This window comes from Rhodoblastus sp. 17X3 (assembly GCF_030056575.1).
In the GTDB taxonomy this organism is placed as follows: Bacteria; Pseudomonadota; Alphaproteobacteria; order Rhizobiales; family Beijerinckiaceae; genus Rhodoblastus.
This window is the reverse complement of record NZ_JASHHX010000007.1, coordinates 59,675-81,635: the sequence shown is the minus strand read 5'-3', so window position 1 is coordinate 81,635 and position 21,961 is coordinate 59,675. Positions and strand designations below refer to the sequence as shown.

General features: G+C 65.7%; 20 protein-coding genes. 18 read left to right on the top strand and 2 right to left on the bottom strand.

All coding sequences use genetic code 11. The features are described from left to right. Window positions 1–3 precede the first annotated feature (3 nt). From QM467_RS08965 to QM467_RS08885, 17 genes are all read left to right on the top strand, one after another. The gene (locus QM467_RS08965) at window positions 4–1,161 is read left to right on the top strand and encodes an FtsW/RodA/SpoVE family cell cycle protein (RefSeq protein WP_283365965.1); all 1,158 of its coding nucleotides are present in this window, start codon (window positions 4–6) and stop codon (window positions 1,159–1,161) included. Between the two features lie 2 nt (window positions 1,162–1,163). After that, window positions 1,164–2,255 carry an undecaprenyldiphospho-muramoylpentapeptide beta-N-acetylglucosaminyltransferase gene (gene murG / locus QM467_RS08960; protein WP_283365964.1) on the top strand — a complete coding sequence of 364 codons (1,092 nt, stop codon included), beginning with the start codon at window positions 1,164–1,166 and terminating at the stop codon, window positions 2,253–2,255. A 27-nt stretch (window positions 2,256–2,282) separates the two neighbouring features. Next, window positions 2,283–2,786 carry a DinB family protein gene (locus QM467_RS08955; RefSeq protein ID WP_283365963.1) on the top strand — a complete coding sequence of 168 codons (504 nt, stop codon included), beginning with the start codon at window positions 2,283–2,285 and terminating at the stop codon, window positions 2,784–2,786. A 24-nt stretch (window positions 2,787–2,810) separates the two neighbouring features. Further along, window positions 2,811–4,220: a UDP-N-acetylmuramate--L-alanine ligase gene (murC, locus tag QM467_RS08950; protein WP_283365962.1), complete on the top strand. Its 1,410-nt coding sequence runs from the start codon at window positions 2,811–2,813 to the stop codon at window positions 4,218–4,220. After that, complete coding sequence (locus QM467_RS08945) at window positions 4,217–4,918, top strand: glutamine amidotransferase (protein ID WP_283365961.1); 702 nt, start codon at window positions 4,217–4,219, stop codon at window positions 4,916–4,918. Before murC ends, QM467_RS08945 begins: the two co-directional genes overlap by 4 nt. Further along, window positions 4,915–5,850, top strand: a complete 936-nt coding sequence (murB, locus tag QM467_RS08940) for a UDP-N-acetylmuramate dehydrogenase (protein ID WP_283365960.1) — start codon at window positions 4,915–4,917, stop codon at window positions 5,848–5,850. The genes QM467_RS08945 and murB overlap by 4 nt, the downstream gene beginning before the upstream one ends. 64 nt (window positions 5,851–5,914) lie before the next feature. Then, the gene (locus QM467_RS08935; protein WP_283365959.1) at window positions 5,915–6,838 is read left to right on the top strand and encodes a D-alanine--D-alanine ligase; all 924 of its coding nucleotides are present in this window, start codon (window positions 5,915–5,917) and stop codon (window positions 6,836–6,838) included. Between the two features lie 77 nt (window positions 6,839–6,915). Next, window positions 6,916–7,812, top strand: a complete 897-nt coding sequence (locus QM467_RS08930; RefSeq protein WP_283365958.1) for a cell division protein FtsQ/DivIB — start codon at window positions 6,916–6,918, stop codon at window positions 7,810–7,812. Then, on the top strand, window positions 7,809–9,122 hold the full coding sequence (gene ftsA, locus QM467_RS08925) for a cell division protein FtsA (protein ID WP_283365957.1): 1,314 nt from the start codon (window positions 7,809–7,811) through the stop codon (window positions 9,120–9,122). Before QM467_RS08930 ends, ftsA begins: the two co-directional genes overlap by 4 nt. Window positions 9,123–9,216: 94 nt before the next feature. Next, window positions 9,217–11,061 carry a cell division protein FtsZ gene (gene ftsZ, locus QM467_RS08920; RefSeq protein ID WP_283365956.1) on the top strand — a complete coding sequence of 615 codons (1,845 nt, stop codon included), beginning with the start codon at window positions 9,217–9,219 and terminating at the stop codon, window positions 11,059–11,061. 361 nt (window positions 11,062–11,422) lie between these two features. Next, complete coding sequence (gene lpxC, locus QM467_RS08915) at window positions 11,423–12,373, top strand: UDP-3-O-acyl-N-acetylglucosamine deacetylase (RefSeq protein WP_283365955.1); 951 nt, start codon at window positions 11,423–11,425, stop codon at window positions 12,371–12,373. Between the two features lie 292 nt (window positions 12,374–12,665). Next, complete coding sequence (locus tag QM467_RS08910; RefSeq protein WP_283365954.1) at window positions 12,666–13,547, top strand: outer membrane protein assembly factor BamD; 882 nt, start codon at window positions 12,666–12,668, stop codon at window positions 13,545–13,547. A gap of 56 nt (window positions 13,548–13,603) precedes the next feature. Continuing rightward, on the top strand, window positions 13,604–15,274 hold the full coding sequence (gene recN / locus QM467_RS08905) for a DNA repair protein RecN (RefSeq protein ID WP_283365953.1): 1,671 nt from the start codon (window positions 13,604–13,606) through the stop codon (window positions 15,272–15,274). 49 nt (window positions 15,275–15,323) lie between these two features. Next, a complete protein-coding gene (gene ligA, locus QM467_RS08900; protein WP_283365952.1) occupies window positions 15,324–17,420 on the top strand; it encodes an NAD-dependent DNA ligase LigA in 2,097 nt (698 codons plus the stop codon). A gap of 187 nt (window positions 17,421–17,607) precedes the next feature. Next, window positions 17,608–17,889, top strand: a complete 282-nt coding sequence (locus QM467_RS08895; protein WP_283365951.1) for an acyl-CoA-binding protein — start codon at window positions 17,608–17,610, stop codon at window positions 17,887–17,889. A 79-nt stretch (window positions 17,890–17,968) separates the two neighbouring features. Next, complete coding sequence (locus tag QM467_RS08890; protein WP_283365950.1) at window positions 17,969–18,418, top strand: iron-sulfur cluster assembly scaffold protein; 450 nt, start codon at window positions 17,969–17,971, stop codon at window positions 18,416–18,418. Between the two features lie 154 nt (window positions 18,419–18,572). Then, window positions 18,573–19,070 (top strand): Hsp20/alpha crystallin family protein, encoded by a 498-nt coding sequence (locus QM467_RS08885; RefSeq protein ID WP_283365949.1) that lies wholly within the window; start codon window positions 18,573–18,575, stop codon window positions 19,068–19,070. A 75-nt stretch (window positions 19,071–19,145) separates the two neighbouring features. Here the strand turns inward: QM467_RS08885 and xth are convergent, their stop codons facing one another. After that, entirely contained in the window at window positions 19,146–19,925 is a 780-nt protein-coding gene (xth, locus tag QM467_RS08880) for an exodeoxyribonuclease III (protein ID WP_283365948.1), read from the bottom strand. A 3-nt stretch (window positions 19,926–19,928) separates the two neighbouring features. Continuing rightward, window positions 19,929–21,203, bottom strand: coding sequence for an FAD-dependent monooxygenase (locus QM467_RS08875; protein WP_283365947.1), 1,275 nt, complete (start codon window positions 21,201–21,203; stop codon window positions 19,929–19,931). 126 nt (window positions 21,204–21,329) lie between these two features. Between QM467_RS08875 and QM467_RS08870 the strand changes: the two genes are divergently transcribed. Then, window positions 21,330–21,902: a redoxin family protein gene (locus QM467_RS08870; protein ID WP_283365946.1), complete on the top strand. Its 573-nt coding sequence runs from the start codon at window positions 21,330–21,332 to the stop codon at window positions 21,900–21,902. The last annotated feature ends 59 nt before the right edge of the window (window positions 21,903–21,961 follow it).

Below are 21,961 nucleotides of genomic sequence, written 5' to 3'. Positions count from 1 at the left end.
TCCATGGTCTCTCGCGCGGAGCGCTCCATCGCCGCCGCCTGGTGGTGGACGGTGGACCGCTGGCTTCTCGCCGCCATCGGCGCCGTCATTGTGCTGGGCCTTGTCCTGATCATGGCCGGCAGCCCGCCGGTGGCCGATCGCCTGCATTTGCCGTCGTTCCATTTCGTCAACCGGCAGGTCGAATTCCTGATCCCGTCGATCGCCTTGATGCTGGGGCTTTCCTTCCTGCCGCCGCGGCACGTTCGCCGCGCCGCTCTGCTCCTTTACATCGTCTCGATGGGGCTGGTGTTCGCGGCCCTGCTGTTCGGCCATGAGGTCAAGGGCGCGCGGCGCTGGATCTTCGGCGTGCAGCCGTCGGAATTCCTCAAGCCCGCCTTTGTCATCCTCGCCGCCTGGGCGATCTCCGAAGGCGCCAAGCGCCGCGATGTTCCCGGGAACTGGATCGCAGTCTTCCTGCTGCCCCTGACTGTAGTGCCGCTCGTGCTCCAGCCCGATTTCGGCCAGACCATGCTGATTTGCCTGGTCTGGGGCGTCATGTTCTTCATGGCCGGGCTGCACTGGATCTGGCTCGCGGGGCTGGTCGGCTTCGCCTCCAGCGCGATCATGCTGGCCTATAAATTCGTGCCGCATGTGCGCGCGCGCATCATGCACTTTCTTGAGCCCGGCCAGACCGGCGGCGTCGCCGACACCTTTCAGGTCGACACCGCGCTCGACAGCTTCATTTCCGGCGGTTGGTTCGGCAAGGGGCCGGGCGAGGGCGTGCTGAAGCGCATCCTGCCGGATTCCCACACCGACTTCATCTTCGCCGTGACCGGCGAGGAATTCGGCCTGCTGTTCTGCATGGGCATCGTCGGGCTGTTCGCCTTCATCGTGCTGCGGGCGCTGCTGAAATCCGCCAGGAACGAAGACCCGTTCTGCCGTTTCGCCACGGCAGGGATCGCCCTTCTGTTCGGGTTGCAGGCCTCCATCAACATGGCGGTGAACCTGCATCTCATGCCGGCCAAGGGCATGACCTTGCCCTTCATCTCCTATGGCGGCTCGTCGCTGATCTCGCTGGGCATTTCCATGGGCTTCCTCATCGCCGTCACCCGCAAGAGGCCGAAATCGGAACTGATGTTCGACCGGCGCGGCGACGCGCCGCTCGCGGCGCCGGCGGAATGACCATGGACAATCTTATTCTTGTCGCCGCCGGGGGCACTGGCGGCCATCTCTTTCCCGCGCAGGCGCTTTCCCACGCCCTCGTCGCTCGCGGCGCGCGGGTGCGACTCGCCACCGACGAACGCGCGCTGAAATATGGCGGCGATTTTCCCGCCGAGGAGATTCACGAAATCGCCTCGGCGACGCCGACCTCGGGCGGCGTCCTCGCCAAGGCCGGGGCCGCGCTGACGCTGATGAAGGGCGTGGTCGAGGCCTATGGCCTGCTGGGCCGCATCAAGCCGCGCGTCGTGGTGTCCTTTGGCGGCTATCCGACCGTGCCGCCTGCGCTCGCGGCCTCGCTGCGCGGAATTCCGCTGATCCTGCATGAGCAGAATGCGGTGATGGGCCGCGCCAACCGCTTCCTGAGCCAGCGCGCGCAGGTCATCGCGAGCGGCTTCCCGACGCTCGACGGCCTTTCCGAGGCCTTGCGCGCAAAGGTCGTGCTGGTCGGCAATCCGGTGCGTCCGGCGGTGCTGGAGGCGGCGGCGCTGCCTTTCCCGGATTTCGCCGACGGCAAGCTCCATCTGCTTGTGACGGGCGGGTCGCAGGGCGCCCGCATCATGTCGGACGTCGCGCCCGCCGCCGTCGCCTTGCTGCCGCCCGAACTGCGCGCGCGGCTTGTCATCGTGCAGCAGGCGCGCGGCGAAGATCTCGCCCGGGTGCAGGAAGCCTATACGCGGCTGAACGTGGCCTTCGAGGCGGCGCCTTTCTTCGCGGACCTGCCATTGCGGATCGCCCAATCCCATCTCGTGCTGGGGCGCTCCGGCGCCTCGACGGTGTCGGAGCTGGCGGTGATCGGGCGCCCGTCGATCCTGGTGCCTTTCCCCCATGCGCTGGACGCCGATCAGGCGGCCAACGCCGCCCATCTGGCCAAAACAGGGGCCGCGGAGGTGATGCGCCAGACCGGTTTCACCCCGGACTGGCTGGCCGAGAGGCTCTCGCGGGCGCTCGCCGAGCCAAAAGACTTGACGCGGCGCGCGCAAGCGGCCAAGAGCGCAGGCATTCCCGACGCCGCCGAACGTCTGGCCGATCTGGCGCTCAAAACCGCCGGGCTTTGACGGCGGTCCCCAGCGCGAGCGAGGCCCATGATCGATCCCGGTTATGTCCAGACTTTTGCCGCCTATAACAAATGGCAGAACGCCAGCCTTCTCGCGGCCGCCTCGGGCCTGACCGACGTGCAGAGGCGCGAGGACCGCGGCGCCTTTTTCAAATCGGTCCACGGCAGCCTCAACCACCTGCTCTGGGCGGATGAAATGTGGATGAGCCGTCTCGCTGGCCTGCCGCGCCCTGAAACGCCCTTTCCCGGCGTCGAACACTCGGCCGATTGGGACTTTTTCGTCCAGCGCCGCGCCGAAATGGACGATTCCATCGTCTCATGGGCGGGAGGTCTCGTTCCCGCCGACCTCGCCGGCGACCTCGTCTGGCGCTCCGCCCTGCTGGGCGGCGAAGCCCGCCAACCGCGCTGGATCGCCGTCACTCACATGTTCAACCACCAGGCCCATCATCGCGGACAGGTCCATGCGCTGCTCACCGCCCTTGGCGCGAAGCCGAAGGACACCGACCTGATCCTGATGCCGCGCGTGGTCTGAGCCCAATTCATTGGAGTCGCAAAAATGAAATTGCCGAGCAAACTTGGCCCCATTCATTTCGTCGGAATCGGCGGCATCGGCATGTCGGGCATCGCCGAAGTGCTGCTTAACCTCGGCTATGACGTGCAGGGCTCGGACGCCTCCGACAACGCCAATGTCAAGCGTCTGCGCGACAAGGGCGCGCGCATCTTCCTCGGCCATAACGCCAAAAACCTCGGCGAAGCCGCCGTGGTGGTCGTCTCGACCGCCATCAAGCGCGACAATCCGGAACTGGCCGGAGCGCGCGAAAAGCGCCTGCCAGTGGTGCGCCGCGCCGAAATGCTCGCCGAGCTGATGCGGCTCAAGCAATGCGTCGCGATCGCGGGCACCCATGGCAAGACCACGACGACCTCGCTGGTCGCGACCCTGCTCGACGCCGGCGGCCTTGATCCAACAGTCATCAATGGCGGCATCATCAACGCCTATGGCACCAACGCCCGTCTCGGCGCGGGGGAGTGGATGGTTGTGGAGGCCGACGAGAGCGACGGCACCTTCCTGAAGCTGCCCGCCGATGTCGCCGTCGTCACCAATATCGACCCCGAGCATCTCGATCATTTCAAGACCTTCGACGCCATCAAGGAGGCCTTCCGCTTCTTCGTCGAAAACCTGCCCTTCTATGGCTTCGCGGTGATGTGCCTCGACCATCCGACCGTGCAGGAGCTGGTCGGCAAGATCGAGGACCGCCGCGTCGTCACCTATGGCGAGAACCCGCAGGCCGACGTGCGGCTCTCCAATATCGACCTGACGGGCGGCTTGTCGCGCTTCAATGTCACGCTTCGCGACCGCCAGCAGGGGCGCGAGGAAGTGCTGGCTGATCTGGTCCTGCCCATGCCCGGCCATCACAACGCGCTGAACGCCACGGCGGCGATCGCGGTCGCCTGGCAGCTCGGCGTCAGCATCGAGAACATCACGAAGGGGTTGGCCGCCTTCGGCGGCGTCAAGCGCCGCTTCACCCGCACCGGCGAATGGAAAGGCGCGATCATTTTCGATGATTACGGCCATCACCCGGTCGAAATCGCGGCCGTGCTGCGCGCCGCCCGCGCCTCGACCGAGCACAAGGTGATCGCCGTGGTGCAGCCGCATCGCTACACCCGGTTGCAAAGCCTGTTCGACCAGTTTGCGACCTGTTTCAACGACGCTGATGTCGTCATCGTCGCCGATGTTTATGCAGCCGGCGAGGCGCCGATCGAAGGCGTCAGCAAGGAGGCGCTGGTCTCCGCCATCAAGGCCCACGGCCATCGTCAGGCTCTGGCCCTGCCGCGTCCCGACGACCTGCCCGACATGATCCGCGATCTCGCCGCGCCGGGGGATTATGTCGTGCTGCTTGGCGCCGGCAATATCACGCAATGGGCCTATGCGCTGCCGGATCAGCTGGCGGCGGGAGACGCCTTGTGAGCCGGAGCTGCCTCGTCCTGCGCCATGTCGCGTTCGAGGGCCTTGGCGTGCTCGCGGCGCAACTGCATGCCGGCGGCTTCGTCACCCGCATCTGCGAGGTCGGCGTCGATCCCTTTCCGGGGGAAGAAATCCAGTCCTGCGATCTGCTGGTCGTGCTGGGCGGGCCGATCGGCGTTTACGAAACCGAGGCCTATCCGTTCCTGATCGAGGAGACGGCGGCCATCGGCGCGCGGCTTGCGGCGCAGAAGCCGACGCTCGGCATTTGCCTCGGCGCGCAATTGATGGCGGCGGCGCTCGGCGCCCGGGTCGCGCCAGGGCCGGCCAAGGAAATCGGCTATGCGCCGCTGACCCTGACCGATGAAGGCCGCGCATCGCCGCTCGCCGCGCTGGAGGGCGAAATGGCCCTGCACTGGCACGGCGACGCCTTTGACTTGCCTGCCGGGGCGAAGCGCCTCGCCTTCACCGCCTTTTGCCCCAATCAGGCCTTTGCGCTCGGCTCCCATGCGCTGGGGCTGCAATTCCATGCCGAGGTCGAGCCGTCTATGCTTGAAGCCTGGTTGATCGGCCATGCGGTCGAGTTGGGCAAGGCCGGGATCGATCCGCGCGAGCTGCGCGTTCAGGCGGCGCGATATGGCGCGGCGACGGCGGAAGCGGGCAAGAAGCTCTTCCGCGCCTGGTTCGAAGGAGCCTTCGCATGAGCGTTGAAACGAAGGACCTCGCGGCGGCGCTCGCGGAAAAAATGCCGGAGCTGCGCGGGCGGCTCGCGGCGCGCCAGCCTTTGGCGCCCTTCACCTGGTTTCGCGTCGGCGGCCCGGCCGAAGTCCTGTTCAGCCCGGCGGACGAGGCCGATCTCGCTTATTTTCTGCAAAACCTGCCGCTGGACGTCCCTGTTACAACCATCGGGCTTGGCTCCAATCTGATCGTGCGCGACGGCGGCGTTGAAGGCGTGGTGATCCGTCTTGGCGGCAAGGCCTTTGGCGAAATCTCCATCGAGCCGGGCCATCGCCTGCGGGCGGGCGCCTGCGCGCCGGACATGCGCGTCGCCAAGGCGGCGGCCGATGCGGGCCTTGGCGGGCTGGCCTTTTTGCGCGGCATTCCCGGCGCGATCGGCGGCGCCTTGCGAATGAACGCCGGCGCCCATGGCGGCGAAACCAAGGACGTTCTCGTCTCCGCGCGCGGCGTGGACCGCAGCGGCGCGATCCGTGAATTCCCGGTCGCGGACCTGCACATGACCTATCGCCACAGCGGCGCGCCCGAGGACGTCATCTTCACCAGTGCGCTGTTTCAGGGCCGCCCCGGCGATCCGGCGGAAATTCTGGCGGAAATGGACCGGATCACCGAGGCGCGCGAGCAATCGCAGCCGATCCGCGAAAAGACCGGCGGCTCCACCTTCAAGAACCCGCCCGGCGAGAAGGCGTGGCAGCTGATCGACCGCGCCGGCTGTCGCGGTCTCGTCGTCGGCGACGCGCAGGTGTCGGAAATGCACTGCAACTTCCTGATCAATCGCGGCGCGGCGACCGCCGCCGACATCGAAAACCTCGGCGACGAGGTGCGCGCCCGCGTGAAAGCGGCGACGGGCGTGGATCTGCATTGGGAAATCAAGCGCATCGGCGTGAAAAGCCTGGCGTAACCGTCACGCTCCGTCAGGGCGGGCCGAGCCTCCTCGCTGGGACGGCCGTTGAGAGGACAAGCAAATGACCAAACATGTCGCGGTTCTGATGGGAGGCCTTTCCAGCGAACGCAGCGTCAGCCTGCGCTCCGGCGAGGCCTGCGCCCGGGCGCTCGAGTCGGAAGGTTTCCAGGTCTCGCGCGTCGACGTCTGCCGCGACGTGGCCAGCGTCCTGACCCGGCTGAAGCCCGATGTCGCGCTCAACGCCCTGCACGGGCCGGGCGGCGAAGACGGAATCATCCAGGGCGTGCTGGAGCTGTTGCGCATTCCCTATACCCATTCGGGCGTGCTCGCTTCGGCGCTGGCCGCGAACAAGGACAAGGCCAAGATCGTCATGGCGGCGGCGGGCGTTCCGGTCCCCTCCGGCAAGGTCGTCACGCGGTTCGAGGCGGCGAAGGAGCATGTGCTGCCGCCACCCTATGTGCTGAAGCCGGTGTCGGAAGGCTCGTCCTATGGCGTGTTCATCGTGCAGGAGGGAACCTCCCATCCGCCGCAGGAGCTGCTGCGCGCCGATTGGTCCCATGGCGACCTGATGCTGGCCGAAAAATACATCGCCGGACGGGAGCTGACCTGCGCCGTGATGGGCGATCGGGCGCTTGATGTGATCGAGATCAAGGCCGCTGGTGGAGGCTGGTACGACTTCAATGCGAAATATGCGCCAGGAGGGTCTATTCACGAACTTCCGGCAAAAGTTAAAGAAAATATTTACCAAATCATCCAAGAGTTGGCTTTGAAGGCGCACAGGTCTCTGGGCTGTCGCGGCGTAAGCCGGACCGACTTCCGTTACGACGATCGCCCCGGAGGTACGGGCGAGCTCGTCGTGTTGGAAGTCAACACGCAACCGGGCATGACAGAGACCTCGCTAGCGCCGGAATTGGCCGCATATGCCGGCATTTCGTTCGGTGAGCTTGTGAAATGGATGGTGCACGACGCCTCCTGCGATCGGTAAACGGGCTGGATCCAGCCCTGGCTTCGCCGCGCGCCGCATTTGCCGCCGGGCCGGCGAGCCCGGCGCCTGGCTTCTCCTTGCTGCGTCCGCGCGGCCTGAGCCAGGTCAAGGCTTCCAGGAACAAGACTCCCATGCGCTCGCGCCGGGGACCGCGCGGCGGCGAAGGCAAGCTGGTCGGCTTCTTGCGCCTTCCAGGCCTCGGCTCCAGCCTGGTCATCGCCTTTCTCGCCGGAATCACTTATCTCGGCGCGTCTGCCGGCGGGCAATATCAGGATTTCATCCATGATTACGGCCGGCCGCGCGACATGGCCGCGCGCGCGCTCGGCTTCGGAATCGATTCCGTGACCATTGCGGGCCAGATCGAGCTGACCGAGGCGCAAATCCTGAACGCCGCGGGCGTGGACGCCAAGCAATCGCTGATGTTCCTCGATGTCGACCAGATGCGGAGCAAGCTGCTCGCGCTGCCGCTGGTCAAGAACGTGAGCGTGCGCAAACTGTTCCCTGACCGTCTGGTGATCGACGTGACCGAGCGCCGCCCCTACGGCCTGTGGCAGAAGGACGGCGCCGTCTCGATCATCGCAGCCGACGGCGAGCCGATCGACGCGTTGCGCGACCCCAAATTTGAATCTCTGCCTTTCGTCGTGGGCGAGGGCGCCAACCAGCGCATCGACGAATATCTCGGCCTGCTCGATGCCGCCGGCGATTTGCGAGGCAAGATTCGCGCCGGAATTCTGGTGTCTCAGCGGCGCTGGACGCTGAAAATGGCGTCGGGCGTGGACGTCATGCTGCCTGAAGTCAACGCCAAGGCCGCCGTGGCCCGGCTGGCGCGGCTCGAACAGGAGGCCCGTGTGCTCGAAAAGGACGTCGTCTCGCTCGACCTGCGCATCCCGGGCAAGCTCTACGTCCGCCTCACGGAAGAAGCCGCCGCCGCGCGCGAAGCGGCCAAGTCGCATGGCAAGGGAGCGCATATATGATCGCTTCCGTGCATCTGCCCCGGATCAAGCCGATCTCCACGCGCAAGAGCTCGATCCTTTGCGTGCTCGACGTCGGCGCCTCGAAGGTCGTCTGCCTGATCGCCAAGCTGATCCCGGCCGAGCCGTCCGACATGCTGCGCGGGCGCACGCACCGCACCCGCATCCTCGGTATCGGGCACCAGCGTTCGCGGGGCATCAAGGGCGGCGTGGTCATCGACATGGACGAGGCCGAAGCGGCGGTGCGCCTCGCCGTCGACGCCGCGGAGCGCATGGCCAAGGTCCAGGTCGAAAGCGTCATCGTCGCCAATCACGGCGGGCGCCTCGGCTCCACTTATTACCAGGCCAGCGTGCCGCTGGTGAACGGCGTCTCCGAGACCGATCTCCATCGGGTGCTGGAGGCCACCAGCCTGCGCACGGCCCAGCATGGCCGCGCCATCCTGCATAGCCTGCCCACCGGCTTCTCGCTCGACGGCGCCTCCGGCATCCGCGATCCCAAAGGCATGATCGGCGAAAGGCTGGGCGCGGACCTCCACGTCGTCAGCGCGGACGCCGCGGCCCTCAGCAATCTCCTGCTCGCCATCGAGCGCTGCCATCTGTCGATCGAAGCCGTCGTCGCGACGCCTTATGCGTCCGGCCTCGCCGTGCTGGTCGACGATGAGGCCGTGCTCGGCGCGACCGTCATGGACCTCGGCGGCGGCTCGGTCGGCATGGGCGTGTTCCGCGACGGGCGTCTCGTCCACGGCGACGCGATCGCGGTCGGCGGCAAGCATGTCACGATGGACATCGCGCGCGGCCTCAACACCCGTCTCGCCGACGCCGAACGGCTGAAGACCCTCTATGGCAGCGCGATCTCCTCGCCCTCCGACGACCGCGAGACGCTCGCGGTGCTTCAGGTCGGCGAAGAGGGCGAAAGCCCCATGCATATTCCGAAATCGCAGCTTTCGCGCATCATTCGTCCCCGCGTCGAGGAAATCCTCGAACTGGCGCGCGATCGCCTCAAGGCGGCGGGCTTCCCGGCGACTTCGGGCGGCCGGATCGTCCTGACCGGCGGCACGAGCCAGTTGACGGGCCTGCCGGAAGCCGCTCGCAGAATCCTTGGCGGGCAGATTCGCGTCGGGCGGCCGCTCGGCGTGCAGGGCATGCCGGAATCGGCGAAAAGCCCGGGCTTTTCGGCGGCGGTCGGCCTGCTGGTCTATCCGCAATTCTCCAATGTCGAATATTTCGAGCCGAGCCGTGCGGGGCAGGGGATCGAGCGACAGCAGGCGGGCTATTTCGGCCGGGTCGGCCGATGGCTCAAGGAAAGTTTCTAACGAGTGCAGCTCAGGGCCTGCGTTTTCGGTCCTGAGGTTTCAAAAAAACGGCAAACAGCGCGGGCGTGGCGCCCACAAGACAAGAGGCCATACCATGACGATCAATCTGAAAGCGCCGGAACTGCGCGAACTCAAGCCCCGCATCATGGTGTGCGGCGTGGGCGGCGCGGGCGGCAACGCGGTGAACAACATGATCACCTGCGGCCTGGCCGGCGTCGACTTCATCGTCGCCAACACCGACGCCCAGGCGCTGATGAGCTCGAAGGCGGAGCGCATCATCCAGATGGGCCTGCAGGTCACGGAAGGCCTCGGCGCCGGCTCGCAGCCGGAAGTCGGCCGCGCCTCCGCCGAAGAGGCGATTGAGGAAATCCGCGACCACCTCACCGGAGCGCACATGGTTTTCGTCACCGCCGGCATGGGCGGCGGCACCGGCACCGGCGCCGCGCCGGTCATCGCCCGCACTGCGCGCGAGATGGGCATTCTCACCGTCGGCGTCGTGACCAAGCCGTTCCAGTTCGAGGGCCAGCGCCGCATGCGTCTCGCCGACGGCGGAATCGAGGAGCTGCACAAGTCCGTCGATACCCTGATCGTCATCCCGAACCAGAATCTGTTCCGCGTCGCCAATGAAAAGACGACCTTCGCCGACGCCTTCTCGATGGCCGACCAGGTGCTTTATTCCGGCGTCGCCTGCATCACCGACCTGATGGTGCGCGAAGGCCTGATCAACCTCGACTTCGCCGACGTTCGCGCCATCATGCGCGACATGGGCAAGGCCATGATGGGCACCGGCGAAGCGACCGGCGAGCGCCGCGCGATCCTGGCCGCCGAGGCCGCCATCGCCAATCCGCTGCTCGACGAAGTCTCGATGAAGGGCGCCAAGGGCCTGCTGATCTCGATCACCGGCGGCAACGACCTCACCCTCTATGAAGTCGATGAAGCCGCCAGCCGCATCCGTCAGGAAGTGGACGAGGACGCCAATATCATCCTTGGCGCGACCTTCGATTCGGGTCTGGAAGGCGTGATCCGCGTCTCCGTCGTCGCCACCGGCATCGACAAGCCTGCCGGCGTCGCCGACGTCAACGACCAGCGTCTTGCCGAGGCCGTCGAGCGCATGCGCGCCCAGGCCGCGGCCCGCCAGGCCGAGACGGTCCAGGCCACGGCGCGTCCGGCGGCTCCTGCGCCCGCGCCCGAGACCTATTATTCGCAGGCTCCCGTGAACCAGGCGCCGGCGCAGCAGGCGGCTCCGGCCTACGCCCCGCAGCCCGCCCAGGCCCCGGTCTATGCCCAGCAGGCGCCCCAGGCGCCGGCCTACGCCCAGCAGCCGCGCGCGGTCGCGGAGCAGGCCTATGCGCCGCATCATCCCGATGTGCAGATCAAGCCCGCCTCGGCGCCCCCGGCGGCCTATCACGAGCCGGCGCAGGCCGCGGCGCGCCGCCCCGAACCGCCGATGATGCAGTCGGCCTTTGTTCCGCCGCCGGCTGAACAGCCGCTCCGCGCGCGGGCCATGCCGAACATCGACGAGTTCCCGGTGCCCGCCCAGAACCTGATGCGCGCCGCCGGCCATCAGGCTTCCGCCGCCCCGGCCGCGGAAACCCGCCGCCGCACCCTGCTCGAGCGTCTCGCCACCTTCGGGATGAGCCGCGCCGAAGAGCAGGCCGCTCACGCCGCGCCGCAGATGGCCCCGCAGATGGCGGCGCCCCAGATCGCGCCGCAGATGGCGCCTCCCGCGATCCCGGCTCCGCCGCCTGCTCAGGTCGCCTATGCGCCGCGCCCGGTCCAGCCGTCGCCGGCTCATCCTTCGCCTGCCCATGCCGAATACGCCAAGCGCCCGCCGGCGCAGCGTCCGGCCTCGGCGGTGGACGCCAATGGCCGCGGCTATCCCCGCGCCGAAGAAGACCATCTGGAAATCCCGGCCTTCCTGCGCCGCCAGTCGAACTGACGAATCGGTTCATTTGGACGAAAAAAGCAAAAACCCGCCGAAAGGCGGGTTTTTTGTGGTCTAGAAAGGCCGGCGCAGGCTAAAGGCAAACGTTTGATTAAGGCGAGTGGGACGAAAATGCGGTTAATTTGTAACAGGGCCGTAAGAAAGAGTGATTTGGTATGTCGCGGCCTGCGAGATACCTTCCAGATGTGACGAATCGAGGAAACTTATGGGGCCGCCTTTGGTTCCGGGCCTCCTCAGGAATTTCTTCCTGCCATTCGTTGAACCGCTGTCGGCGACAAAGCCGGTTTCCTGCGGCGAGACAATGGCGAAATTGCAACGATCCCGCCACCCGGCGGGACGAGCAGACGGAAAAAATATGAAGCCGCGCTTCCAGACGACTCTCCGCGACCGCATCGTCCTGTCCGGGGGCATTGGCGTTCATTCCGGCAAGCCCGTCCGTCTGGTCCTGAATCCCGCCGAAGCCGACAGCGGCCTGGTGTTCCTGCGCAGCGGCCTGCCCAATGGCGGCAGCCGCCGCATCGAAGCCAACTGGTCCAAGGTGACCATGACTGAACTCTGCACGGTCATCGGCGATGGCGCGCAGCACATGGTCGCCACCATCGAGCACCTCGTCGCCGCGCTGCGTGGCCTGGGCGTGGATAATTGCCTCGTCGAGGTCGATGGACCGGAAGTGCCGATCATGGACGGTTCGGCCGCCGCCTTCGTCGAGGCGATCGACCGCGTCGGCGTCAGGCAGCTCGGGGCCTCGCGCCGCTATATCAAGATTTTGAAGCCGGTCCGCGTCGAACAGGGCCGCGCCTTCGCCGAACTCCGCCCCGCCGACAGCGGCTTCCGGCTCGACGTCGAAATCGATTTCAAGAGCGAGGCGATCGGCCGCCAGCGTAAAATCCTGGATCTCGATCCCGCGGCCTTCCGCCGCGAACTGGCCGGCGCCCGCACCTTCGGCTTCCTGGCCGACGTCAAGCGCCTCATCGCCGCTGGCTTCGCGCTCGGCGCCTCGCTGGACAATTCGGTGGGCATCGACGACGATCGCGTGATCAATCCCGAGGGCCTGCGCTATTCCGACGAATTCGTGCGTCACAAGATGCTCGACGCCGTTGGCGATCTCGCCTTGGCTGGCGGACCGCTCGTCGGCGAATATCGCTCCTATTGCAGCGGCCACAAGCTGAATGTCGCCATTCTGGCGGCCCTGTTCTCCGACCGCACCGCCTATCGCTTCGTGGACGCCGCGCCGGCGCCGCGCGAAGGCGTTCGCGCCGATCTCGGCCTGGTCGCCTCGCCGGTTTTCATGCCTGAGCGCAGCTGAGGCCGAAAGCCGGAAGCTTTTCAAGGTCGAAACGATTTCTTCGCCCCTCGCGATTCCATCCCGGGGGGCGGCTCCATTCTGGCCCAAGGGCGTCCGATGGGCGGCCCGGCATGGTCGCCGGAACCCTGAAGTCTTAAAATTGCCGTAAAAAATCGCTTTTTCTTTTGCGCGCGCGGCGCTATTCGCGTGGGGGAACTGCGCGCGGGACTGAGGTCTCGAAGCGTTTCCGTCAAAGAATGTCTGAAGCAAGTGTGGGCGGTCAGCGCGCCCGCCTTACCACGAGCGTGTTTGAATGAACCATACGAACCCCAAAAGCCTCAAGACATTGCGCGTCGCCGTCCTGGCGGGCGCGGCCACGATGGCGTTCGTTTCATCCGCGCAGTGTTTTTCGCTGGAGGATCTCAATCCCTTCGGTGGCAGCAAATATGAAATGAAGGTTGATCCGAATGTCCCGGCGGAGCGCTATTACAACGAAGGCCTGATCAAGATCGAGAAACACGATTACGAGACCGCCGCCAAGGACTTCGCAACGCTGCAGAAGCAATACCCGTTCGGCGAATGGGCGCGCAAAGGCCTGGTGATGGAAGTTTACGCCAATTATCTGGCGGGCTCCTATGTCGAGGCGTCGACCGCCGCCGACCGGTTCAACACGCTTTATCCCAACGCCTCCGACGCTCCTTACGTGAATTACATGGCGGGTCAGGCCATGTATGGCGAAATGCCCGACGTGCAGCGCGACCAGGATCGCATGGTCAAGGCGATGAAATATTATCAGACCGTGGTCGATAAATATCCGAAGTCCCAATATGCCGAGGACTCGCGCTACAAGATCCAGATCTGCCGCGACCAGATCGCCGGCCATGAACTGGAAGTCGGCCGCTATTATCTCAAGCGCAAGAACTACACGGCGGCGATCAACCGCTTCCGCGAGGTTCTGTTCAAATACCAGACCACGCGCGAGGCCGAGGAGGCTCTCGAGCGCCTGACCGAGGCCTATCTCGCCATTGGAATCACCAATGAGGCGGAGACCGCAGCGGCCGTGCTCGGCGCGAATTTCCCCAATTCGGTTTGGTACAAGGAAGCCGTCGAGCGTCTGCGCGCGGATGGCCTGACGCCCCAGGATCATCAGGAATCGTGGATTTCCAAGTCCTTTAAAAAGGTCGGATTGAGCTGAGCGGCGTTTCGTCTTATTCCTGCTGACGAGATCATACCCGGGTCGAGGCAGGTTTTATGCTGGTCCAGCTCGCGATTCGCGACATCGTGCTGATCGACAGGCTGGAGCTTGATTTTGGCTCCGGCCTCACCGTGCTGACCGGCGAGACCGGCGCCGGCAAGTCCATTCTTCTCGACGCTTTTTCGCTTGCGCTTGGCGGACGCGGCGATGGCGGGCTGGTGCGCTCCGGCCAGCCGCAGGGGCAGGTGATCGCGGTGTTCGATCCGCCCGCGGACCATCCCGCGCGATTCGCCGCCGCCGAACAGGAGCTTTCCGTAGAGGGCGACCTGATTCTCCGCCGCGTGCAAATGGCCGACGGTCGCAGCCGCGCCTTCGTCAACGACCAGCCCGTCAGCATTCAGGCCCTGCGCGCCATTGGCGACGCTTTGGTGGAAATTCACGGCCAGCATGACGACCGCGCTCTGGTCGATCCCAATGTCCATCGCGCTTTGCTCGACGCCTTCGGCGGCCATGGCGACCTTCTGGCCGCGACGCGCGCCGCTCATTCCGCGCTGAGGGCGGCTGAAAAAGCCCTGCAGGAAGAAAAGGCGGCGGTGGAGGCGGCGCGCAAGGAAGCCGATTATCTTGGCCACGCCCATGAGGAATTGTCGAAGCTCGACCCGCGCGCAGGCGAGGAGGAGGCGCTTTCCACCCAGCGCGCGGCCATGATGCAAGCGGAAAAGGTCGTCGGCGATCTGCGCGACGCGCAGGAAAGCGTTTCCGGCGACGGCTCGCCCATGTCCACGCTCTCGGCGGCCCTGCGTCGGCTGGAGCGCCGGCAGTCCCAGGCCCCGCAGCTGATCGAGCCATCTTTGAAGGCGCTCGATTCGGCGCTTTCGGCGCTCGATGTCGCGCAGCAGGCGATCGATCAGGCCTTGCGCGACGCCGAATTCGACCCCCGCGCGCTGGAGCAGGTCGAGGAGCGGCTGTTCGCCCTGCGCGGCGCCTCGCGCAAATACGCCACCTCCGCCGACAACCTGCCCGTGCTGGCGGAGAAATTCGCGGCCGATCTCGCCGCGCTCGACGCTGGCGAGGCGCGGCTCGTCGCGCTGGGCAAGGCGCGCGAGGCGGCCGACGCGCATTATCGCAAATGCGCCGCCGCGCTGACCACGGCGCGGCTCAAGGCGGTCAAGGGGCTCGACGCCGCCGTGACCGCCGAATTGCCGCCGCTCAAGCTCGAACGCGCCGTCTTCACCGCTCAGGTCGTCACCGACGAATCGCAGATCGGGGCGGAAGGCTCAGAGCGGGTGGAGTTCTGGGTGCAGACCAATCCCGGCGCGCGGCCCGGCCCATTGATGAAGGTGGCCTCGGGCGGCGAATTGTCGCGCTTCATGCTGGCGCTGAAAGTCGTTCTGGCGGATCGCGGCTCGGCGCCGACGCTGGTGTTCGACGAAATCGATTCGGGCGCAGGCGGCGCGGCGGCGGACGCCATCGGGCAGAGGCTGGCGCGGCTCGGCGCGCGGGTGCAGGTGCTCTCCGTCACCCATGCGCCGCAGGTCGCAGCGCGGGCCACCACCCACATGCGGATTTCCAAGGACCTCGCCGACAAGGGCGCGCGCGCCGCCACAACGGTCTCGCCGCTGTTCGACGAGCATCGCCGCGAGGAGATCGCCCGAATGCTGGCCGGCGCGACCATTACCGAGGAAGCCCGCGCCGCCGCCGCGCGCCTGATCGAAAACGCGCAATAACGCGCTGTCAGACGTCGCCTCGGTAAAAAAATTCCGCTAATTCTTGGGCATGAGCAAGAGCGACGAATTTTCGCGTGCGCGCGAGGAACACCGGCAGCTCGGCGAGGAAATCGCCGCGCATGACCGCGCCTATTACCAGAACGACGCGCCGGTGGTTTCCGACGCCGAATATGATTCCCTGCGCCGCCGCTACGAGGCGCTGGAAGCGCAGTTTCCCGAACTCGCGGGCGAGGATTCGCTCAGCAAGAAGGTCGGCGCGGCGCCGGCGGAGAAATTCGCCAAGATCACGCATGCTGTGCCCATGCTTTCGCTCGGCAATATTTTTTCCGATGACGAGTTGGAGGACTTCGTCGCCCGCGTGAAGCGCTTCCTCGGCCTCTCGGCGGAGGCGGAGGTCGCCTTTACCGCCGAGCCGAAGATCGACGGCCTGTCCTGCTCGCTGCGTTACGAAAACGGGCTGCTGGTCAGTGCGGCGACGCGCGGGGACGGACTTGTCGGCGAAGACGTCACGGCCAATGTCCGCACCATCGCCGATATTCCGCACCGCCTCGCGGGCGCGACGCCGCAAATCCTCGACGTGCGCGGTGAGGTCTATATGGGCCACGCGGATTTCGCGGCGCTCAACGCGCGGCAGGCGGCGGCGGAAAAGCCCTTGTTCGCCAATCCGCGCAATGCGGCGGCGGGCTCCCTGCGCCAGCTCGACGCCAAGGTGACGGCGTCGCGCCCGTTGAGGTTTTTCGCCTATGCCTGGGGCGCAACGGAGCCTCGGCCGCCCGCCGACACTCAACTGGGTGTGGTCGAGGCGTTCGGCGCCTATGGCTTCACGGTCAATCCGCTGACTGTTCTGTGCCGTTCGGCGGCGGCCATGCTGGCGCATTTCCGCGATATCGAGGGCCGGCGCGCTTCGCTCGGCTATGACATCGACGGGGTGGTCTACAAGGTCAATGAACTCGCCTTGCAGCAAAGGCTGGGCTTCGTCTCGCGCGCGCCGCGCTGGGCCGTGGCGCATAAATTCCCGGCGGAAAAGGCGACCTCGGTCCTGCGCGGCATCGAGATCCAGGTCGGCCGCACCGGCGTGTTGACGCCTGTCGCGCGACTGGACCCTGTCACGGTCGGAGGCGTGGTCGTCTCCAACGCCACCCTGCATAACGAGGACGAGATCGCGCGCAAGGACATTCGCATCGGCGACACGGTGATCGTGCAACGCGCGGGCGACGTCATTCCGCAGATTCTCGGCGTGGTGGCGGAGAAACGCCCGGCGGACGCCAAGCCATACACGATGCCGGACGTCTGCCCCGCCTGCGGTTCGGCGGCCCTGCGCGAGATCGATCCCAAGACCGGCGAGGCCGACGTCGCCCGCCGCTGCACCGGCGCTTTGGTCTGCCCGGCGCAGGCGGTGGAGAAACTACGCCATTTCTGCTCGCGCAACGCCTTCGATATCGAGGGGCTCGGCGACAAGCAGATCGCGTTTTTCTTTGAGAGAGGGCTGATCAAGACGCCAGCCGACATCTTCACACTTCAGGAGCGCGACAGCAAAAGCCTGACCCGGATCGAGAATTTCGACGGCTTCGGCAAGGTCTCGACCCGAAAATTGTTCGACGCCATCGAGGCGCAGCGCGAGATCGTGCTGAACCGCTTCATCTTCGCTCTGGGCATCCGCCATGTCGGGGAGACCAACGCCATCAGGCTGGCGCGCTCTTTCGAGACCTTCGAGGCCTTGCGCGAGGTCGCGCGTCAGGCGGCGCCGGACAGCGAGGCGCGAAAGAGGATCAACGATATCGACGGGATCGGCGAGGTGGTCGCCGAGGCGGTCGCGGATTTCTTCACCGAGCCGCATAATGAGCAGGCTTTGGACGCGCTGCTCGCGGAAGTGCGCATCGTTCCGATGGAGGCGGTGAAAAGCGATAGCCCAGTGGCTGGCAAAACCGTGGTCTTCACCGGCGCGCTGCAAAAAATGACCCGCGACGAGGCCAAGGCCATGGCCGAGCGCCTCGGCGCCAAGGTTTCCAGCTCGATTTCCAAAAAGACCGATCTGCTGGTTGCAGGCGCCGATGCGGGTTCGAAACTGGCAAAGGCGCGCGAGCTGGGCGTCGAGACCATTGACGAGGACGGCTGGCTCAAGCTGGTTGGCGCGGAGCAGGCCTGACCATCAAGCTCTGGCTTTTTGATGATTGGTTGATATATAAACTATCCTGTTTGCGATTCCGGTTTGAGCGCCGGCCCGATAGATCGGACGGGCGCTCAAGTTTTTCGCTTTTGCGCGTTTTCTTCACGCGAACCGGTATCCACTTCGCTTGAAAACGCTCTTGACGCCGGGAAGGGGGAGGATGGACATGATTCAGCAGCGTTTCGACGAAGTGGTCGCCAGGATCAAGGCGCTGCCGCCCGAGGGGCAGGCGCAGCCGTCGAATGAATTGAAGCTCAGGCTTTACGGCCTTTTCCGACAGGCGCGGGACGGCGACGCCCATGGCGAAAAGCCGGGCGTGTTCGATCTTGTCGGCAAGTTCAAATATGACGCCTGGTCCAAGAACCAAGGCGTGGCGAAGGACGAGGCGATGCGCCAATATGTGGCCCTGGCGGAAGGCTTCGCGCGCGAAAACGGCGTCGAGATCTGAACGCCCTCGTGCGCCGCGTCTTGCGGGCGCGCCCTCGGCGTTCTATCTGAGGAGCGGGCCGCGCGCCCTGTGAGACGCCATGTTTGACGATATTTACAACCAGAAGATCCTTGAACTCGCGGCCAATATTCCACGGCTCGGCCGGCTGCCGGCGCCGCAGGCTTCAGCCTCGGCGCATTCGCGGCTATGCGGCTCCTCCATCACGATAGATCTTTCGCTCGCAGACGGCCGCGTTTCCGATTACGCGCAGGACGTGAAGGCCTGCGCGCTGGGGCAAGCGGCGTCTTCCGTGATGGGGCGGCACATCATTGGCGCCGCGCCCGCGGAATTACGATCCTTGCGCGAAGATATGCGCAAGATGCTGAAGGAGAACGGCCCGCCGCCGCAGGGCCGCTTCGCGGACGCCGGGGTGCTGGAGCCCGCACGCGACTACAAGGCGCGCCACGCCTCGATCCTGCTGGTTTTCGACGCTGTCGCCGAGGCCCTGGACAAGATCGAGCAGGGCGCCCCCGCCGAGACGCGTCAATGATCCCGGTCAATGCATTTTTCGGCGATTAGATTATATTGGCTGACGTAGCGAGGGATTGCGCCCTTTACGCAAGTCGAGCGTCGTCCTTCGTTGTGGCGCCCCGCGAAGATGCGAGCTTCAGGCTCGCGGGCTGCGGGGCGGATAGGAGGCTGTCATGAAAACCCTGCTTCCGGATCTCTGGACGCGCGAATTTATGACAGATCCCTTCCGCACTCTTCAAAGGGATCTGTTGGGGCGCGAGCTTCCGAAAATGTTTGAAGTTCCCGAGATGAAAGAGGGCATGCCGCAAGTTCCGGCGATGAATATCGCCGAGACCGAGACGGCGATCGAGGCGACGCTGGAAATCCCGGGCGTCGATGAGAAGGACATCAAGGTTCGCGTCGAGGGCGACCGTCTGATCGTCTCCGGCGAGAAGACTATGGAAACCAGACGCGAGGAGAAAGATTGGCATGTGACCGAGCGCCGTTTCGGCTCGTTCTATCGCGCAATCGGACTGCCGTTCGAACCTGCGGCGGATGCGATCGCCGCCCATTATGACAAGGGCGTCCTGCATCTGACTGTTCAGAAACCCGCCGCCAAGGTAACGGCCGCCAAGACCATCCCGGTCATGACTGGCGCGCCGAAAGCCGAAGAACTGCCGACCGCGCATTGAGCGCGAACCGGCGCAAACAAAGTGAACATCAAAGCTTCTGGCCGGCCCCCTCTCGGGGGCCGGAGCTTTTGAGGGTCAGTCCCGCAAATCCACGCGGATCGGCACATGGTCCGAGGGCTTGTCTTTCGCGCGCATGTCCCTGTCGATCATCACGCTCTCCAGCCGGTCGGCGGACTGCGGTGACAGCAGCAGATGGTCGATCCGCAGCCCGTTGTTCTTCTGCCAGGCGCCGGCCTGATAATCCCAGAAGGTATATTGCTTAGGCGCGTCGGTGGTCGCGCGCAGGGCGTCGGTGAAGCCGAGCGCCAGCAGTTCGCGGAATTTTTCGCGCGTCGGCGGCGCAAAGAGCGCGTCGCCGAGCCAGGCGGCGGGGTCATAAACGTCGCGGGCTTCGGGGATGACATTGTAATCCCCGCACAGCACCAGCCGCTCTTCGAGGGCGAGCAGCTTTTTGGCGTGGGCGATCAGCCTTTCCATCCAGGCGAGTTTGTAGGGATATTTCTCCGTGCCGAGCGGGTTGCCATTGGGCAGGTAAAGGCAGCCGACGCGCAGCACGGTCGCGCCCCAGGGGATCACCGCCTCGATATAGCGCGATTGCTCGTCGCTTTCGTCGCCGGGCAGGCCCACGGCGATTTCCATCGGGACCTTGGAGAGAATGGCGACGCCATTATAGGATTTCTGGCCGTGGATCGCGACGTTGTAGCCCGCCGCCTCCACCTCCAGCCGGGGAAACTGCTCCTCCTGGCATTTCAGCTCCTGCAGGCACAGGACGTCCGGCTGGACCTCGTTCAGATAGGCCAGCAGCGCCTCGGCGCGCTGGCGCACGGAGTTCACGTTCCAGGTTGCAATGCGCAAAAGTCAGGCCTCTCTGGCGGCAGGGCGGCGGACCGGCGGGCGGGCGCGCATGAGTTTCGGCGTCGGGCCGTGCGGCGTCACGCCTTCGCGCATCAGCGCGCGGCGCAGCGGGCCGAAGGCCGAGAAGAAGGTCAGCGCGAAGGCGCGGGCGAAATCCACCGGCAGGGCGTGGATCAGCAGCGAGCGGTTAAGAATGTCAATGCCGTTGATGCGCAGGCCGATGTCGCGCGCGCGCTGGCGTTCGTAAGTTTCCAGCGCGCGGGCGATCTCGTCCGGCTCGTCGAGGTTCACGCCTTCGAGGCAATCGACCAGATTGGCGATGTCGCGCAGGCTCAGGTTGAGCCCCTGCGCGCCGATCGGCGGAAACAGATGGGCGGATTCGCCGATCAGGGCCATGCGCGTTCCGGTGACGCGCGAGGTTTTCATCGCGCCCATCGGAAAGGCGCCGAGCGGGCCGTCGAGCCGGATGGCGCCGAGCAGGCCGTGGGCTTCATCCTCGATTTCGGCGGCGAGCATGTCCGGGGGCAGGGCCTGAAGGCGCAGGGCGTCGCGCGGCGAAACCAGCCAGACCAGGCTGGAGCGATGCGGCGCGCCCTCGCGGCCGCGCAATGGCACGAAGGTAAAGGGGCCGGAGCGCTTGTGGAACTCGGTCGAAATATTGTGGTGCGGCTTGTCATGCGCCAGCAGCGCGGTCAAGGCGATCTGTGGATAGGACCAGGTCTGGACCGTGATGCCCGCGATCTGGCGAGCCTGCGAATTGCGGCCCTCGCCGGCGACGATGAATTTCGCCTCGATCCGCCCGCCTGACGCCAGTCGCGCCCGCGCGCCGGAGAAATTCAGCTCGAAGGAGTCGATCAGGTCCTCGATCAGCGTGATGGCGGGGTTTTCCCGCGCCGCCTGCGCGAGCTCCGCGACGAGGGCGTTGTTCTCGATATTCTCGCCGAAAGCGTCGAGATCGATTTCGCGCGAGCGGAATTCCTTGGGCGAGGTCGGGAAGATCGAACCGGTGTCGTCGATCATCCGAATCCCTTCCATGGGATTGGCGTGATCGGCGCAGCGCGGCCACAGGCCCAGCGTGCGGTAAAAACGTAGCGAGCCTTCGAACAAAGCCACGGTGCGCCCGGCGAGATGTGTCTCGACCTTGCCGACGACCACGACCTTGCGGCCCTGCGCCGCGAAGGCGTGCGCGGCGGAGAGGCCAGCCGAGCCGGCCCCGGCGACGAGCACGTCGCATGCGATCGGATGCGGCTCCGCGATTTTTGCGTTCGCCTGGCTCATGGTGCGATCCTCTCCTTAACCAGACTCACTTTAAGGCCCGCAGTTTTAGAACGGCAAGCCGCCTTTGGCGACAAGACGATATGCCGCGCCAACGCGGCGTTAACGCCCATGCGCCAGAGTCCGCGCATGAACGCAAAAGACCATCCCGACGCCCACCGCCGCGCGCTCCTTTTTGGTGCGGCTATTCTCGGCACCGGCGCGACCGGCGCCGGGCTCTGGCAGGCGCGCCGCCACGGCTTGTGGGAGCGGCTGCTCAACCCTTTCGCCGCCGATCATTTCGACCTGCCGGCGCTCGCGGGCCTGACCGACGCCTCCGGCGCGCCCATTCCGGGCTTTTCCTCTGCCGGGATTGCGGGGCAGGCCGTCTATGTCAACGCCTTCGCCTCGTGGTGCCCCACCTGCCGCGAGGAGCATCCCGCCTTGATGGAATTCGCTCGGTCCGGCGTGAAAATCCTTGGCGTAGCTTCGCTCGACGAGCCCGCCAAAACGCTCGCCTTCCTGCGTGAGCAGGGAAATCCCTTCGTCAAGGTTGGCGTGGATCGCAAGGGCTATCTCTTCCGCGCGCTGGGCGCGCGCGGCGTCCCGGCGCATTTCGTATTCGCGCCCGCGCCGAAGCTGACCTTCGCGGCGCAAGGCCCGATGGATTTCGCGCAATTGCGCGAACGCATTGCGCCGTTCCTTGCCGGCCCCAAAGCGTGACGCGCCATCGCAGGGCGTCCGATCGCAAATGATAGCGGGGCGACCTTTTATCGCCCCGA